Here is a 15,351-nt window from a genome sequence, read left to right as displayed (position 1 = left end):
AATTACCCGAGGGAGGAGAGTGGAAGCAGTTTTGGTGGCTATACTTTATTATGTATAGCAGCTATTTCAATAGCTCGTTAACCTAAACTAGAATCTCTAAAAAATATAGAAAATGGAAAGGGTAGAATTATAGCGGGTCTTGTCCAATGTCTGACTTGAACATCCGTATCAGTTACAGCGGGCTTTTAATTCTCAGAACTTTTTGTGTAATTCGACTTATGAGCTATGAAACTAGATAAAAGCGTGATATATAAGTTTCTGATGGATTAACTATTATACATCGGAGTGTATTTGAGTATCAAGCGAATAAATCTACTTTCTTGTGCTGCTTTTATTTTAGCTGGTTGTAGTACCGGGCCATACTTAAAACCGAGTGCTCCAATAGGATGGCACAGCACCGAAAACCCGGCATGTTATGGGGCTGAAAAAGTACTAGAGTTCAGTCTTCCTGATTACGATTGGCTGATATTTAGAGTCTTGGCCAAACAACCTACAAAGCGCCACCCAGAAGGTACAAAGTTAATTGCCTATGTAAGGCCTGTCTTGTATAGACATCCTGAGTCAAATGGCACTTGGTCATTATTTCCCTCAGAGCAAGAAAAGAAGACTAAAGAGAGCTTAATCGCCGAACGCAAATCCCAACATATCGAGATCTCATTCTCAAGTGCTGTAGCTACTATCATTTTTCTTGATGGTAGTGAATCCCAAGTTGAGCTGCCATTTTTTCAACAGCCATACCAAATACCATCTGATGAGTCTTATGGGTTCTGGGGACCTGAGGTAGTAATATCTCCTGAAAATCTGGAGTATTTTACGGTAAAACTGCCGCCTCTATTTGTAAATGGTGAAGAAGTTACAATCCCGCCAATCGAATTTAAAGTCAGCGAAAGTACATATGTTCCAGTGCTAAATTGTTAAAGAATAGCGCTTGATAAGTAAAAGTAGAAAATTCTCTACACTGCTACCTTGAGGGTAAATAGATATAAGTAATGAGCTTCCAATTTAAAATATTAGTGTTAATTATATTCTTCCTGTTTGGGGGAATTATGGTGTATGTCGACTCCTGAACTATGATAAGGGATGGATTGAATCTATTGAGCAACTAGAGCACTACAAAGACTAAAGTCTGTTACAGTACTATGTCTTCCAGGTATAAAAGCAGCTGTTTACATACCTAATGGATTCCAGCCCAAAAGCTACTGCTTGTGCCATGCTGGGTACACATTGTTTCGCCTGGATAAAGGCTTAATGTTAAGGTTTTGAAAGAGTTCAGAGCTTGATAAATGGAAAAATTCAACGAAAAAACTTTTGTTCTTATTAATCAATTCGCAGGAAAAAGTGACATTTTAGATGCTGCTTTAATAGCTGTAGCAGAGGTCATGCCTTATATTTTTATGCTTGTGATGCTCTATCTATGGTTTGATCCTAGTATAGAAAGAAAAAGGTCCAGCCTGAATTGCGGTTTGTCTGTGATGCTCGGTATGTTAATGAGCTATATTATTTCTATTTTTTATTATAATTCTCGTCCATTTGTAAATAATCTAGGCACGCAATTAGTAGAACATGCGCCTGACTCTTCATTTCCTTCAGACCATACTACGTTTATTTTTTCGATAGCTATAGTGCTTCTATTTAACAAATCAACCAGGTTAATCGGTGCTGTTTTGTGCCTGTTAAGCGTTGTTAGTGGCTTATCCAGAGTTTTTGTTGGTGTTCACTATCCTTTAGATATACTAGGTGCCATTTTGGTAGCAATTTTCTCATCAGTTGTCGTATTTAAAATACAATATAAAACTCAATTCCTTTTAAATTTTTTGGTTAAAAAGTTACCTGGGAAGAGAGTCGGTTAGAACTAAAAGTAGTTGATGCTTCTCTTGCATTTATAATATTTACTTTCTATTTTATATACCATACATTGGGTTAGGGGGCTGTCATTTATAGTGAAGAAATAGAAGTGGAGTTTTCATTGTTCCTCTCGATTAATGGTATGCTGAACTGGATTGATGGAAGCGATGAGATCGTGCGAACCTCAGGTAGGAAATCATAAGGGTTTGTGTTTCTGAAGCTTGGTTAACAGTCGGTTGATATGGATTCCTCCATTTTTTTGGTTTTTAATCCCAGCCGCTTTCCAAGTTAGTACGGCTGAGTGGTACACATAACTTGTTCTTACTTAATTTTAACATCCATAGGGGAGGTCTGCTTTAGCTCCTTAAGAAAGATATGTATCTTACTTGTTTACTCTCAAAGTAAAGAGTGGGCATGTGTAAAAATTGGAGAGGAATAGTTTTTTTGTTGGTAAACATAGGTGCCAACTTAATACGATTCCTTTATCTATCGCTCTTTTTTCTGTAGGGACGAGAAGCTTTAGAATTATAGGTAGGCATGGTATATAGATACTGCTTTTTAGTTAATAGTTGTAAGAGGATCGCATGAATAAGGAATTTCTAGACCACATAATTTCGTATATATATTTCCCGTCTTTAGGAGCGTTGCTGTTAGCTACGCTTTTTGCTCCGATAGGACTGAATGGATTGTCAAAATTCTCTAAATTCGCCCGTTTTTCGGTTGGTGTTTATTTAAGTATCACAATTGCCGCTTGTTCTGCTTTGCTCGCATTTTCATATGGAGGTTGCTTCGAGAACTGTTCTGAGGGCGTAGACGATGAGATTGGTATTTTTATTGCTAGTATAATCAATTTTATAGGTGCAGTATTTGTATTTCGCTTCCTTTCAAAGAACTGGCCTAATAAGCAAAAGCAAGGTGCTGCATAAATGTACTCTGGCTTAAGACATTAGCTGTATAAGGTAAGCTATCGCTGCGTTACTACTTGTGTTTGTGATTCATGTCGCTATTGAACTCATGTATGGTAAATGCTTGCCGTGTTTCTTTTTCAAGTTGTAAGTGGTTTTATAATCCAGCGCTATACTCGCTTCCGGCATATTCGTGCCTATATAGCTGAGATTGGCGTTATTCGGCACAAATTATTCATCTCTTTCGCGAGAATCAACCAATGAGAAACTTAGCCATATTAGTATTTCAAACACTTGACGGAGTAATGCAAGCACCGAGTTTGCCTGAGGAAGATTTTTCAGGTGGCTTTAGTCATGGAGGCTGGGCCAAGGATTATTGGGATGAAGTCATGGAGCAAGTCGGAAGGGAGGCCATGGCGGAACCTTATGATCTGCTATTAGGACGTAATACGTACAATTTATTTGCCACAAGTTTTTCAAATGCCAAACCTGGAAATCCAGCTGCAGACAAACTTAATCAAGCAAAAAAGTATGTCGTAACATCAGGTAGTGATGATCTCACATGGAATAATTCATTCAAGCTAAAGGGGGCAGATGCGGTCGTCGAGATAACCAAAATTAAGAAAATGAATGGGCCTTTACTACAAGTTCATGGAAGTTGGCAGTTGGTGCAGTCACTTCTAAAGCATAACTTGGTAGATGAGCTTAGGCTTTGGACGTTTCCAGTAGTTGTTGGAGAAGGAAAGCGACTGTTCGAAAGTGGTGAAATTTCATCAAAATACAAACTCATCAATTTTGCGAAGTGCCCCTCAGGGGCTTTTATGCATTTTTATAAATCACTAGATGGCAGGGCTATTTAAAGAGCGTTGTTAAATAGAAAACTCACTCATGCGACTCTCCTTACTGAGATTGTTGTTGAAATAAAAGCAATATTATCGAATTTACTGAGAATTTATCAAAATGATTAGGTTATATAACCGTAACGATCTGCCTACTATATTGGATATTTGGTTGCAAGCTTCTATTCAAGCTCATGATTTCATACCTTCAGATTTCTGGGAGGCACAGTTAAGTGATATGAGAGATGTTTACATTCCTACATCGGAGACATATGTTTATGAGATGGAAAGTAAAGCAGTAGGCTTTTACTCACTTAGTGGCGATACGCTTGCAGCTATATTTGTTTCTCCCTCTCTACAGGGAAGAGGAGTAGGCAAACAGCTCCTTAACCATGCAAAGTCAAAAAGAGATAGGCTGATACTTTCTGTTTACAAAGAGAACGTTTCTAGCTATCAGTTTTACTTGTCTCAAGAATTTAAAGTAGTAAAAGAACAAAGAGATGAGCATACTGGTCACCCAGAATACTTAATGAGTACAAAAATATAAAAAGGAGTTCAAGTCGGCTTAGCTTCTGTCGTCTAGCGCGACGTTATGCATAAGGCGAGAATAAGATATCTCAAATATGAAACCTGAAGAGAAGAATTGTATAGAGAAAAGAGTCAGGAATAGGATCATAGAGGTTCTAGAACTTTTCTCAGATGAATTTAGATTTGATGTTGCAATCGCTAACCTTGAGTTCTGGAGTGATTGGTTTGATGCTAATTCAATAATTCAATTTGATAAAGAGGTATTTGTGAGAGAAGAAATTGAATCTTTATTAGCTGTAAATAAATTCTGGGAGAGAGTTCAGCCAGATTCGAAACCGTCCTCTCAAGAGTGGTGTGATCTGCTATTTGAGTCAAAGCATGCTTTAAATATATTTCTCAAACGTGGTAAATTTTATGAGTAATCCTTTTAGTTTATTGTTGCTAACGTCAGTCATACAGCTTACTTAAGGTTAAAGTAATAATACATAAAATATATACTAGCTTTATTCGCTTTGGCAATTTCACTTGATGCCTATTCTACGAGTTGTTGGACATCATTCCATGACAAGGCAGTTTCACGTGAAAGAGGTACTTCTGAAATAGAGTTTGTTGTTGATAGAAGCAGAATAATTTTTATAGGTAGCGCTGAGAGTATTGGAAAAGAAGTAATCGTTGAGGGTAGTGGTAAGGGCGGACATGTTTTAGAAGTAGTCACTTTGTTCGATGTTGAAGAGTCAATAAAGGGAAAAATCGCAGGTAAGAAGCTAGTTACTTCTGGTAATATTTGCTCTTGTAAATATGATTTTGAGGCTGGAGTGAGCTATTTAATCTTTTCTACTGATAGAAAGGGGATCCTGTACCTGGACAGTTGTGTCTAGCAATACTTAGTCTCTAGCCTGGTCTCGACTACATCCTTATATATGACATCTGTTCACAGATGCCTCGTGTTAGCTATTATTTGGTCTCATTTGGTACATTCGCAGATATCTTCACTTTGGACCAGCAGGGAATTGTGCGGCGTGGTTGTATACTATTACTTGATTTCTATTCACTTTCTGCTCTATGACAGATACATTTGTGCCGACTCTTCAGCTTTTACTAGTTCGCTGCTTTGTACCAAAGTATTCGATACCGGATGCTGCTCCAGCATACAATTGATCTTGCTTTGACAGGCAAGCTTGGTACGTATGCAATAGGTGTACCTGGAAGATAGTAAGCGGAGAATAGGGAGGTCCCATTTCGAAATCGCTACTAAGGCGTTTTTGATGGTCGTGATCCGGGCGATTTTATTGTGTGCGATTGGGCAGGCATATTTTGTAATTGTTGATAATCGTGCTATATAAACTCTGCTTTTGAATTTACTATTAGGCGCTCAATCAACTTATGCATGAACTTAAGCAATTAGCAAAGCAGATACTAAAGGAGAGTAAGAACTTACCTTTTTCAGTATATTCCTCATATAGAGAACAAAATATTTTCAGTGTTCCTATTGTTAATCCGACCTTGATATGTGTGCTTGATGGATGCAAAGAGCTGGGTGGTGACAGGCAAAAGAGTTGCTCAACAGGGGAGTTTATATTTTTATCTAATAGCCCTAAAATTGATATGCGAAATATCCCAGGTGATTCAGAATACTTCGCATTGCTTATTGAGTTTGAATACAATGATTTCGATAGATTAACGCTTGCAAGAAACAAAGAAGAAAAATATTTTACGGGAGATATAGATTCTACTTTAGAGTTAGCCCTTCATCAGTTTATGGAGTGGAGTTCTTCCGTTCCTTTTGATCTATGGCATATTCGAAGACAGGAAATATTACAAACACTACTCCATTTGGGATACCAGGAAGTAGCTTCTGTTTTTGAATCGACAAGTGTAAGCCAAAAATCATATAAAATTATCAGTGAAAACCCAGCTGCGGACTTAAGAGTGGATATGTTGGCTTCAAAATTGTCAATGAGTGAGTCAACATTAAGAAGAAAGTTAAATAGCGAAGGTACGAGCATTAAAGTCATTATAGATGACATCAGGCTTGGATTGGGGTTGCACTTACTTCAAACGACTTTTGAGCCAGTAGGCCGTATATCAGAAAGATGTGGCTATAAATCCCAGTCTAGATTTTCAGATAAGTTTAAAAGATCTTTTGGTATAACTCCTATAGAGCTGAGAAAAACACGAGTGAACGTTTGAGGCGAAAGTTTGCCTGTTTTTGATATATTACTCTGAACATAATGCTCCTATGATAAGTAATCATTTTTAATATGTTTGGAGTAAATATGTTTAGCCTAATTAGTAAAATTAAATGTGCCGTCTTTACAGTGCTTATATCCGGCGTAGCCTCTGCAGAATCATTTTTGCTCTCGAGTAATGATATAGATACTGGAAAGTATATGAGTAAAGAGCATGAGTTCCAGGGGTTCGGTTGCACTGGTAATAATATTTCACCCCAATTATCTTGGGCAAATGCCCCAAAGGGGACAGAAGCTTTTGCTGTTTTTGCATATGATCCTGATGCACCAACAGGCAGTGGTTGGTGGCATTGGCAAATTGTAAATATTCCCAAAAATATAAGTTCACTGGAAGCTGGCGCAGGAAACTCAGAAAAAAATCGCACTCCACAAGGTAGTGTACAAATAGTAAATGATTATGGAGTAAGAGGTTATGGTGGTGCTTGCCCACCGAAAGGGCATGGTGCGCATCGGTATCAGTTTACCGTTTTTGCGCTATCAAAGAAACTAGATTTACCAAGCGATGCATCAGGGGCACTAACTGGCTATATAGTTAAGGCTAACTCTTTGGGGGAAAGTACTATTGAAGCTTTATACATGCGGGAGTGACTCTCCAGCAAGCAAATTCAGATGAGGCTTTGGCGGATCTGATCTGTGCGAGAGCGAAATAATCGAAGCTCGTTGTTACTTGTTATCGCATAAAGTTACCTAATTACCACTTATGCTAAGCCAATTTTTAGCAACCTTTCTGGCATCGGTGGTGTCCGAAGAGAGACGTAAATCAATCTTGGAATGAGTGCCGACAAATCAAACCTCCGATTAAAGCGATATTGAAATTCTGCCAAATAGCGCTGTGCATATTTCGGCCTAATAGCATGGTAAGTGCTACGTAGCGCACTCTTTAAATTACCAAGTACTGTATTTACCCAATAGAACTCAGGCTCTTCAACAGAAGCTCGGCCACCACCACAAACAATTTTGTCATGTACACAACCGGCCTCCTTAATGGCATTGAAGCATGGAAGACCATCTGAGATGACTGTGCTGCCACTGCAAAGGTACTTTTTACTCCAGGTTGAAATTTCACTGCTTTTGAAGCCCTTGATAATTGAGAGCTTAATACGGGTTGGGCGTCCCTCCTTGGTTGTTTCAACGGCCGCCACAAAGGGAGTTTTACCCTTGGCTCCGCGCCCGGGCTTGCATCCAGTACGCTCACCACCGAGATAGGCATCATCTAGTTCAATAAAACCGGACAGTTTGTATCGTTGGTCTCGCTCCATCATCACTTGCATGAGTTTCTGCTTCATACGCCATGCTGCGTTGTAAGAGATACCTAGATGTCGAGATAGCTCCATAGAGGAAATGCCCTTCTTATCCTGAGTAATCAGGAAAATACCGAGAAACCAGGTGGTGAGGGGGAGCTTCGTGGAGTCAAAAATTGTACGAGAGGTAATCGATGTCTGACGCCGACAATGGTTACATTGCTTAAGCTTGCGATAAGCGAGGTCGCAATGCTTGTCATGCCCGCAGTGAGGACAACTAAAGCCATCGGGCCAACGCCACTGCGACAGTGCATCGAAGCACTGTTCCTCGCTGCCGTACATTTTGAGGAATTGGGTCAAACTAATACCCTTCTGAAACTGTACCTTGTTGCGAGCCATGGCGTATTCCCTTGCAGATCAACGAGATAGCTGTATTTATATACAGTTACGCATAACTTAGCAAGAGTGGTAATTAGGTAAAGTTAAACCTCTTAAGAAAAAGCTGCACTAGGCCTCCTTTGGTGAGGCTGTTCCCTTAATACTTCATTTATATGTGCAGTAAGATTCTATCCGTTTGATGACGGTGGTGAAGCGTGGATGCCTATCTTTAATTGGCATCCATCCACCAATAGTACTTTGATTGACAGATTGATTCCAAATCTTAGATTTCGTGAGTTCGGATCTCTTAGGTCAGCATATTTTTTTACTGATATGCAATCTATGGGTACAGAATCTTTGAAAGACAAGCTTAGAAGGCGGCTTTTGGAAACGGAGTAGCTGGGTTTACCGGTGTGGATTAGAGGGGGGCTAAAATACCTCAAAAATATGGGTAAAAGCTGTTTCGTTGATTACGCTACGATATGAATATCAAAATTCAATAGATGCTGCTTTACATCTTACTTTGATTATTAGTGCCACCTAGCGGTAGCTTCTTTATCATTTGTCTCTTTTTTTCCGATCAGGCTGATAAGCTTAGGAAATATAGAGAAGTGTGATATATAGGTGTTACTTGTCGATTGATTATTAGATCTTTAAGGTTAGACCATGGAAGTATCACTTCGTCAGATTACCAGGGCTGTCCCATATAAATCAGTCTAAATGGTGGCTGTAATTATCTTGTCCAAGGTTTCATTATCCCAGCCAGCCTTTTTCCGAAGCCTTTTAATGCTCATGTCTTTTTTAAAGCTGGGCTTTGCCGCTTGCAACTGATTGAGTGCCGAATGCCTCAAGATCGCCATGTTTTCTGGTGCATTTCCTGATCTGAAGCGACTATCATCCTCACGAAAAACCACATCTAAAATCCAGTGTAACGAGTTTTCAACACCCCAGTGAGAGCGAATAATATGATTGAGTTCTGCTGAGCACGGCTCTAAACTACTGATATAGTAGCGCGTTTCGCAACTAGTTCGCCCATCTACAGTTCGTTTCGCCTGGACTGCGATAACACTTCTTAGACCGTGCCATTGCTCTTTACCTTCGAGCCAATCAATACTGTTAGTAGAGAGACATTTTCTGGATTCTATTCGGCCTCGGCTCACCTCTTCCACACAATCAGTATCGACATGCTTGTGGTGCTGCATATCGAACAAATTATTAAAATGCGTGGTAATTTGCTGGTGCAGTTTGTCCTGGTTGCCCTTCACAGCAATCACATAATCGCCGCCTCGTTCGATAATTTTCTGAGTGATCGTTTTCTGGCAGCCCATGGCGTCAAGCGTAATAATCGCACCATTAAGATCAAGAATCTCCAGTAACTTCGGTATGGCCGTAATCTCATTCGACTTTTCTTCTACCTTTTGCTGAGCAAGGACAAGTCGCGCCTCGGACGCAAAAGCACTCACCATATGTATAGGAGATCGTTTACTGGCCTGATCGAAGCTGCGCCTTAGCGTCTTGCCATCGATCGCAATCACGTTACCGAGTTCTTGCTGAATACCTTGGACCCACTGCAGAAAGCAGCGCTTAAATTGTTCGGGGTCTAAGCTTGAAATAACACGGCTAAAAGTGTTTTTTGAGGGTATTCCGCTATTTAGCGGGGTGAATCGTTTTAGGTAATCTATCTTAGATTCTGCGAAATCGACAAAATCTCTACAGCTTTCAGCACCACAAATAACACCGCAAAACATGATAAGTAAAATATCGGGCAGGGCGTGCAGCTTGTGCCGATCAACTCGAGGATCTTCCATGTCGTCAAAGTGATGTAAAAGGCTAACGCTATCCATTTTGTCTGAAAAACACTCTATTTATCAAAAAAGATAGCTATTCTAGGTCTATTTTGTTCGTTTTTACACCGATTTATATGGGACAGCCCTGGTCAGATTACCAAACAGAATTATGAAGCAGTATGTGATCTTGATGTTGCATCGGATCAAGAAGATTACATTGCCTGCAATATGTGGTCACTAGTTGAATCGATGTTTAACGAAGGCTATGAAACTCGTGCTATTTACTTGGACAATGAAGCCGTTGGATTTCTAATGTGGGTACAAGAAAGCTTAGAAAAAATCTCAATCTGGCGGTTTATGATTGATCAAAATTACCAACAAAAAGGTATTGGTCGCATAGCTCTGGATCTTGCTTTAGGAGAAATTCGGGACGTCCCGGGACTTCAAGAGATTGAAATTTGTTATAACCCTAATAATCCCGTTGCAAAAGTTTTTTATTCTAGTTTCGGCTTTGTTGAGGTCGGAATGGATGATGATGGAGAAGATATGCTCGCCGTAATTGACTTAACCAAATCTAACGGCAGTCACGAGATGAGAAAAAGAGCAGCTTTTCTGTAAGTGTTTAATAAAATTATAAAACGATAGATTGTAGTTCTATTATTTTTTTCTGATATCGGGTTTACTGAATAGCAGCCTCCAAATCTGGTATATGAGATAATCTTAATGGGGTGGTTTAGTAGGTGATTCTTGGTTACGGAATAGGAAAGGAATTCATATTTGAAGTGCTAAAAGACGTCTTTTAGGTGGTTTTACTACCTAGGCAGCAGCAAAGAATACAGTCGACTCTTGAAAAAATGATTTCACAAGTTTTCTATTTTTCTTGATGCTCTGCAAATCTGCATTTGCACGACTCAGTAGTGTCTCACCTTTTTTCAGCGGCCTCTTTGAAGCCCCTATATTTCTCATATGATTCCAGACCAACTCATCTGGATTTAGGTTTGGTGCATATGGCGGTAAGAACACCATTTCAAGCTTTCCATCCTGTGAATCGACATACTCCAATACCTTTTTCGATTTGTGTACTGGGTGCCCATCAACAATGAGAATCACTGGTCTTTTCTGACTTCTCTGGAAATTTTTGAAGCATTCTACGCACTTTTCTGCCGTGAACTTTCCACTATAAATATGATACCAGAAGCCACCTCTATTCGATAAAGCTGAGATCGCATTGATTGACTGTCTTTGACCACTCGTTTTTACCACTGGAGTTTTTCCTTTTTCTCCCCATGTCCTTTGGAGTGGATCGTCTGATCTGATACTAGCCTCGTCCAGCCAAAATATTTCTGCACCAGTTTTTTTCGCATAAGATTTAATCTTTGGATAGACTTCCTTTACCCATTTATTCACCGCCTTCTCATCTCTCTCGTAAGCTCTTCGTAGAGGCTTTTGTGGCGTCAGGCCCAGTCGATGTAGAAGTGTGCCGACACTAGAAACGCTAAGTTCAATTTTGAATCTCTCAAAAATCAAATCCGATACGATCTGACGTGTCCACAATCCGAAATCAAAGCCATATTGCCTTGGATCGCCACCAATAATCCATCGTTTGACTTCCTCTTCTTCAATAGCTGACAGTTTTCTACCGCGTCCAGGTCTAATTTTTGGAGATAGCGCTTCAATACCTTTCTCCCGAGCAGTCCTTAACCATGGGAAAATAGTTCTGCTCCCCAGCCCTAAGCTACGACTAACCTCCGCCGCAGATTCTCCATCAAATACTCGCTGAACAGCAATTTTACGTATGAGGTGCTGCTCCTCAGTACTAAGTTTTCTGGCATCGTATTTCATGCAGTTTATATTACCAGGGTGTACTGATTATTTCTGCCCCGCTAGTATCATCAGAATATAAGCGCAGCTACCGTTGTTTCTTGGATAGGACGAGTCTTTCCATAACTCGTGGAGCGTCATCATAAGATATAAAGTAGGGCGGTCTCAGGATTATGGATGTCTCAATCTGTATTTTGTATTGAACATTTGTACCAGTTAAAGGCTATTCTTTGCTCCTCTTGATTTTATCTCACTGGACTAGCTTTGGAATTCTAGAGAAGCGTGATATATAGATGCTGTACTTGAATTAACTATTAAGAGTTAATAATTGCCACCTAAGGATTACAAATGACAAAGTACTTGATAGTTATAATTGCGATACTTGTTACAGGTTGCGCTACTGTAGCTACATCTCATCGACCAAGCGATTACTATAAGGCTGGGGGTAATGAAGCGAATAATGAGCCTCTATTTGGCTCCACTGGTGAATCGTTAGGGGATATAGACATAGACCGCATCCTCAACTATGAGTTAAAGCTTCCTGCACAAAATAGAATTGCAATACTCAAGTTGTCCAATGATAGCTACTGGCGCCATTACTCTAATGATTTTACGCAACTAAATGAAACTATTGCTAGGGACTTTGTAGGGCAGTTGAGAGAGTCTGAAAGGGTTTACGATGCTTCATTCTTACCAAGTATGCTCGTTCCAGAGCAACGTACTGTGCCTTATCTTCGAGAAGCTGCTGCACGCTACCAAGCTGATTTACTATTAGCCTACCGTTCAAGTTGCCGTACTTTTGAGAAGTATAAGTTTACCTAATTACCACTTATGCTAAGCCAATTTTTAGCAACCTTTCTGGCATCGGTGGTGTCCGAAGAGAGACGTAAATCAATCTTGGAATGAGTGCCGACAAATCAAACCTCCGATTAAAGCGATATTGAAATTCTGCCAAATAGCGCTGTGCATATTTCGGCCTAATAGCATGGTAAGTGCTACGTAGCGCACTCTTTAAATTACCAAGTACTGTATTTACCCAATAGAACTCAGGCTCTTCAACAGAAGCTCGGCCACCACCACAAACAATTTTGTCATGTACACAACCGGCCTCCTTAATGGCATTGAAGCATGGAAGACCATCTGAGATGACTGTGCTGCCACTGCAAAGGTACTTTTTACTCCAGGTTGAAATTTCACTGCTTTTGAAGCCCTTGATAATTGAGAGCTTAATACGGGTTGGGCGTCCCTCCTTGGTTGTTTCAACGGCCGCCACAAAGGGAGTTTTACCCTTGGCTCCGCGCCCGGGCTTGCATCCAGTACGCTCACCACCGAGATAGGCATCATCTAGTTCAATAAAACCGGACAGTTTGTATCGTTGGTCTCGCTCCATCATCACTTGCATGAGTTTCTGCTTCATACGCCATGCTGCGTTGTAAGAGATACCTAGATGTCGAGATAGCTCCATAGAGGAAATGCCCTTCTTATCCTGAGTAATCAGGAAAATACCGAGAAACCAGGTGGTGAGGGGGAGCTTCGTGGAGTCAAAAATTGTACGAGAGGTAATCGATGTCTGACGCCGACAATGGTTACATTGCTTAAGCTTGCGATAAGCGAGGTCGCAATGCTTGTCATGCCCGCAGTGAGGACAACTAAAGCCATTGGGCCAACGCCACTGCGACAGTGCATCGAAGCACTGTTCCTCGCTGCCGTACATTTTGAGGAATTGGGTCAAACTAATACCCTTCTGAAACTGTACCTTGTTGCGAGCCATGGCGTATTCCCTTGCAGATCAACGAGATAGCTGTATTTATATACAGTTACGCATAACTTAGCAAGAGTGGTAATTAGGTAAGTTTATTGATCCGAATGAAACAAAGGCATACTGTTCAGTGGAAGTAGTCTTACTTGATGTTCGGTCAGGTATAGTGCCATTTACGGTTGTGTCAAGTAACGAGTTCTCTGCCCGCAAAGAACTCGGTGATACTAATTTCAATGAAACCATAAAGAAGGCAGAGATCGCTGCCGTAGCCGAGTCATTAAAGGATTCCGCAACTCAGCTAACGTCATTTTTAAGCAGTATTGGCACACTGGAGCAAGAACTCTAACTACTATATTCAGGTGGCGCCAGCTTCGCACCTGAAATAAAGATTAGGACTTTCGTCGTATACGAGAGCCAAAGGATAATTACTGATGGATAATACACAATCATCACTTAGCCTATATGCGAAGCATCTAGGTGCTGCATACTTAATTTATATCGTTTTAGGGATGCTCAATTCATTACTTGTCAAGAAAGGAATATATGATTTTGGGGCTTTTGCTGAGACAGAGGTGAGATTCAGGTTCGCTCAGATTATAGATATAATTATGTTTATCGCTGTTATTTGGGCATCTTGGGCGCAGTACTTGGTTACAAAAACAATCAACAAAAATGTTGCTTTTTTGGCATTGCTTTTCAGGTTTGGAGAAGGGCTTCTTGGCTTTGTAGCAACAATTATTACATTGACGGTTATAGTAGTTTTAAGAAACCAGGAATATTCGAATACATTTCAAGAAGAGCAGCTACATGCGTTAGCGAGTATATTTGTGAATATGAGTGGTTCGATGTGGGATGTTCTTTTAATCATAATGGGCATAGGCGCTACTATTTTCATGTACTTATTTTACGTTTCAAATTACGTGCCTAGGTGGTTAGTTCTTTGGGGGGCTTTCACGTATATGTCGATGGTGGTTTATGGGTTTTCAAATATTTTGTTACTCGAGCCGCCCCAAATATTGAAACACTTCATGCTTCCAGGTGCGTTTTTTGAAATCACATTTGGCCTATGGCTGTTAATCAAAGGAATTAACATCAAACCTAGTTCAGTCGATGCTCCAGGTTTATACAAAAGTAATGTCTGAGTAAGCACTAATGCATGACCGACAAGGCTGTGCAGTTTTTGTACAGTAATCGTATCTTGTTACCAAGCAAAGTTTAATGTCACCAGAGAGGGTTTGGCTAGGGCCTCCTCTCTTGGGGAACTTGCCTTTAACGTCCCATTGTCTAATATTTAGTCGATTCTGATATGGGCATAGATCTCTTTTCTTTGGACGCGGAGGGGTTTGGGGATGCCAAGCCTAACGTGACTTCTTTTCATCTCTATTGTCTTGACTGAGGCATGCTCTCAAACTGTTAGACGTGCGCCGGTAGTGCTCTTTGGGATTAAGCTATTTGTTTCCTACTGATATTTGAGCGTAGGTGAGTATTCCCGAATGGGAAAGACTGATGAGTTAAGCTTGATGGAGGGATGGGGTACGGGGCGCAGAATAGGAAAAAGCAAATACCAAGCTGCAAGAGACTTGGGAATCCCTCTATTTGCTAACTTCTGTGGGTCATCGGGCTGACTAACTTTTAAGTTATAGGAAAGTGTGATGTTTAGATTGTGCTATTGAACAAACTGCTATCACTTATAGTGTCTAAATACTGGGATTCAGCTTATGTTTCATTTACTGGATCAAGTCCAATGGCTGTATGAAAAACGGACTGCGAATTGCCCTCACTGTGGAGCTGCACACGAGGAGCGTAGATTTGATTGCCATATTTGCGGTACTGATTTCAGCAGCGAAGAAATTGAAACAATGGATGAGCAAAGGATAGCAAATTTCAGGCGTTCGGAAATTTTTGGTTTGCTATTCTTTCCTATATTTATTGCTTTCTTGATTTTATTTTTATTGAATTACCAGTAGCTTGTGATATTAAGTTCACTTAGACTCGTTCC

18 protein-coding genes are annotated in these 15,351 nt (G+C 40.3%); 14 read left to right on the top strand and 4 right to left on the bottom strand.

All coding sequences use genetic code 11. The features are described from left to right. The first annotated feature begins 291 nt into the window (after positions 1-291). The 9 genes from ACJJIQ_RS09910 (at position 292) to ACJJIQ_RS09870 (ending at position 6,954) form a co-directional block, all read left to right on the top strand. On the top strand, positions 292-918 hold the full coding sequence (locus ACJJIQ_RS09910) for a hypothetical protein (protein WP_444941936.1): 627 nt from the start codon (positions 292-294) through the stop codon (positions 916-918). Positions 919-1,283: 365 nt separating this feature from the next. Beyond that, positions 1,284-1,850 carry an undecaprenyl-diphosphatase gene (locus tag ACJJIQ_RS09905; protein WP_445364498.1) on the top strand — a complete coding sequence of 189 codons (567 nt, stop codon included), beginning with the start codon at positions 1,284-1,286 and terminating at the stop codon, positions 1,848-1,850. A gap of 579 nt (positions 1,851-2,429) precedes the next feature. Next, complete coding sequence (locus ACJJIQ_RS09900; RefSeq protein ID WP_444913592.1) at positions 2,430-2,771, top strand: hypothetical protein; 342 nt, start codon at positions 2,430-2,432, stop codon at positions 2,769-2,771. A 239-nt stretch (positions 2,772-3,010) separates the two neighbouring features. Further along, positions 3,011-3,610, top strand: a complete 600-nt coding sequence (locus tag ACJJIQ_RS09895; RefSeq protein ID WP_444912895.1) for a dihydrofolate reductase family protein — start codon at positions 3,011-3,013, stop codon at positions 3,608-3,610. 151 nt (positions 3,611-3,761) lie between these two features. Continuing rightward, positions 3,762-4,136 (top strand): GNAT family N-acetyltransferase, encoded by a 375-nt coding sequence (locus tag ACJJIQ_RS09890; protein WP_445364497.1) that lies wholly within the window; start codon positions 3,762-3,764, stop codon positions 4,134-4,136. Between the two features lie 76 nt (positions 4,137-4,212). Beyond that, on the top strand, positions 4,213-4,539 hold the full coding sequence (locus tag ACJJIQ_RS09885) for a hypothetical protein (protein WP_444897070.1): 327 nt from the start codon (positions 4,213-4,215) through the stop codon (positions 4,537-4,539). A 90-nt stretch (positions 4,540-4,629) separates the two neighbouring features. Continuing rightward, entirely contained in the window at positions 4,630-4,995 is a 366-nt protein-coding gene (locus ACJJIQ_RS09880; RefSeq protein WP_413665565.1) for a hypothetical protein, read from the top strand. Positions 4,996-5,500: 505 nt separating this feature from the next. Continuing rightward, positions 5,501-6,307 (top strand): AraC family transcriptional regulator, encoded by an 807-nt coding sequence (locus tag ACJJIQ_RS09875; RefSeq protein WP_445364496.1) that lies wholly within the window; start codon positions 5,501-5,503, stop codon positions 6,305-6,307. Between the two features lie 86 nt (positions 6,308-6,393). After that, the gene (locus ACJJIQ_RS09870) at positions 6,394-6,954 is read left to right on the top strand and encodes a YbhB/YbcL family Raf kinase inhibitor-like protein (RefSeq protein ID WP_413665567.1); all 561 of its coding nucleotides are present in this window, start codon (positions 6,394-6,396) and stop codon (positions 6,952-6,954) included. A 110-nt stretch (positions 6,955-7,064) separates the two neighbouring features. Here the strand turns inward: ACJJIQ_RS09870 and ACJJIQ_RS09865 are convergent, their stop codons facing one another. Both ACJJIQ_RS09865 and ACJJIQ_RS09860 read right to left on the bottom strand, forming a co-directional pair. Then, on the bottom strand, positions 7,065-8,006 hold the full coding sequence (locus ACJJIQ_RS09865) for an IS1595 family transposase (RefSeq protein ID WP_445364495.1): 942 nt from the start codon (positions 8,004-8,006) through the stop codon (positions 7,065-7,067). Positions 8,007-8,701: 695 nt separating this feature from the next. Continuing rightward, on the bottom strand, positions 8,702-9,829 hold the full coding sequence (locus ACJJIQ_RS09860; RefSeq protein ID WP_445362101.1) for an ISAs1 family transposase: 1,128 nt from the start codon (positions 9,827-9,829) through the stop codon (positions 8,702-8,704). A 171-nt stretch (positions 9,830-10,000) separates the two neighbouring features. Here ACJJIQ_RS09860 and ACJJIQ_RS09855 point away from each other — a divergent pair, with 171 nt between their 5' ends. After that, positions 10,001-10,390: a GNAT family N-acetyltransferase gene (locus tag ACJJIQ_RS09855; RefSeq protein WP_445364494.1), complete on the top strand. Its 390-nt coding sequence runs from the start codon at positions 10,001-10,003 to the stop codon at positions 10,388-10,390. A 198-nt stretch (positions 10,391-10,588) separates the two neighbouring features. Here ACJJIQ_RS09855 and ACJJIQ_RS09850 read toward each other — a convergent pair whose 3' ends face one another. After that, positions 10,589-11,614, bottom strand: coding sequence for an IS630 family transposase (locus ACJJIQ_RS09850; RefSeq protein WP_445364493.1), 1,026 nt, complete (start codon positions 11,612-11,614; stop codon positions 10,589-10,591). A gap of 327 nt (positions 11,615-11,941) precedes the next feature. Here ACJJIQ_RS09850 and ACJJIQ_RS09845 point away from each other — a divergent pair, with 327 nt between their 5' ends. Then, positions 11,942-12,415, top strand: a complete 474-nt coding sequence (locus ACJJIQ_RS09845) for a hypothetical protein (RefSeq protein ID WP_445364492.1) — start codon at positions 11,942-11,944, stop codon at positions 12,413-12,415. A gap of 7 nt (positions 12,416-12,422) precedes the next feature. On the opposite strand, the gene ACJJIQ_RS09840 is transcribed toward ACJJIQ_RS09845, so the two are convergent. After that, complete coding sequence (locus ACJJIQ_RS09840; RefSeq protein WP_445362153.1) at positions 12,423-13,364, bottom strand: IS1595 family transposase; 942 nt, start codon at positions 13,362-13,364, stop codon at positions 12,423-12,425. 118 nt (positions 13,365-13,482) lie between these two features. Here ACJJIQ_RS09840 and ACJJIQ_RS09835 point away from each other — a divergent pair, with 118 nt between their 5' ends. The 3 genes from ACJJIQ_RS09835 to ACJJIQ_RS09825 all read left to right on the top strand — a co-directional run bounded on the left by ACJJIQ_RS09835 (position 13,483) and on the right by ACJJIQ_RS09825 (position 15,319). After that, positions 13,483-13,698, top strand: coding sequence for a hypothetical protein (locus ACJJIQ_RS09835; RefSeq protein WP_445364491.1), 216 nt, complete (start codon positions 13,483-13,485; stop codon positions 13,696-13,698). An 85-nt stretch (positions 13,699-13,783) separates the two neighbouring features. Next, positions 13,784-14,494, top strand: coding sequence for a DUF4386 domain-containing protein (locus ACJJIQ_RS09830; RefSeq protein WP_445364490.1), 711 nt, complete (start codon positions 13,784-13,786; stop codon positions 14,492-14,494). A 576-nt stretch (positions 14,495-15,070) separates the two neighbouring features. After that, the gene (locus ACJJIQ_RS09825; RefSeq protein WP_445364489.1) at positions 15,071-15,319 is read left to right on the top strand and encodes a hypothetical protein; all 249 of its coding nucleotides are present in this window, start codon (positions 15,071-15,073) and stop codon (positions 15,317-15,319) included. The last annotated feature ends 32 nt before the right edge of the window (positions 15,320-15,351 follow it).

The organism is Microbulbifer maximicatervae (SeqCode) (assembly GCF_052468295.1).
Note: the sequence above shows the minus strand (reverse complement) of the source record. Positions and strands in the feature narration are given on the sequence as shown.

Excerpts from the sequence above, each read along its gene's own strand:
- ACJJIQ_RS09855 (WP_445364494.1), top strand. The coding sequence starts at position 10,001 with ATGTGGTCACTAGTTGAATCGATGTTTAACGAAGGCTATGAAACTCGT.
- ACJJIQ_RS09840 (WP_445362153.1), bottom strand. The coding sequence starts at position 13,364 with ATGGCTCGCAACAAGGTACAGTTTCAGAAGGGTATTAGTTTGACCCAA.
- ACJJIQ_RS09905 (WP_445364498.1), top strand. The coding sequence starts at position 1,284 with ATGGAAAAATTCAACGAAAAAACTTTTGTTCTTATTAATCAATTCGCA.
- ACJJIQ_RS09825 (WP_445364489.1), top strand. The coding sequence starts at position 15,071 with ATGTTTCATTTACTGGATCAAGTCCAATGGCTGTATGAAAAACGGACT.
- ACJJIQ_RS09865 (WP_445364495.1), bottom strand. The coding sequence starts at position 8,006 with ATGGCTCGCAACAAGGTACAGTTTCAGAAGGGTATTAGTTTGACCCAA.
- ACJJIQ_RS09895 (WP_444912895.1), top strand. The coding sequence starts at position 3,011 with ATGAGAAACTTAGCCATATTAGTATTTCAAACACTTGACGGAGTAATG.
- ACJJIQ_RS09850 (WP_445364493.1), bottom strand. The coding sequence starts at position 11,614 with ATGAAATACGATGCCAGAAAACTTAGTACTGAGGAGCAGCACCTCATA.
- ACJJIQ_RS09860 (WP_445362101.1), bottom strand. The coding sequence starts at position 9,829 with ATGGATAGCGTTAGCCTTTTACATCACTTTGACGACATGGAAGATCCT.
- ACJJIQ_RS09885 (WP_444897070.1), top strand. The coding sequence starts at position 4,213 with ATGAAACCTGAAGAGAAGAATTGTATAGAGAAAAGAGTCAGGAATAGG.
- ACJJIQ_RS09845 (WP_445364492.1), top strand. The coding sequence starts at position 11,942 with ATGACAAAGTACTTGATAGTTATAATTGCGATACTTGTTACAGGTTGC.
- ACJJIQ_RS09830 (WP_445364490.1), top strand. The coding sequence starts at position 13,784 with ATGGATAATACACAATCATCACTTAGCCTATATGCGAAGCATCTAGGT.
- ACJJIQ_RS09870 (WP_413665567.1), top strand. The coding sequence starts at position 6,394 with ATGTTTAGCCTAATTAGTAAAATTAAATGTGCCGTCTTTACAGTGCTT.
- ACJJIQ_RS09900 (WP_444913592.1), top strand. The coding sequence starts at position 2,430 with ATGAATAAGGAATTTCTAGACCACATAATTTCGTATATATATTTCCCG.
- ACJJIQ_RS09875 (WP_445364496.1), top strand. The coding sequence starts at position 5,501 with ATGCATGAACTTAAGCAATTAGCAAAGCAGATACTAAAGGAGAGTAAG.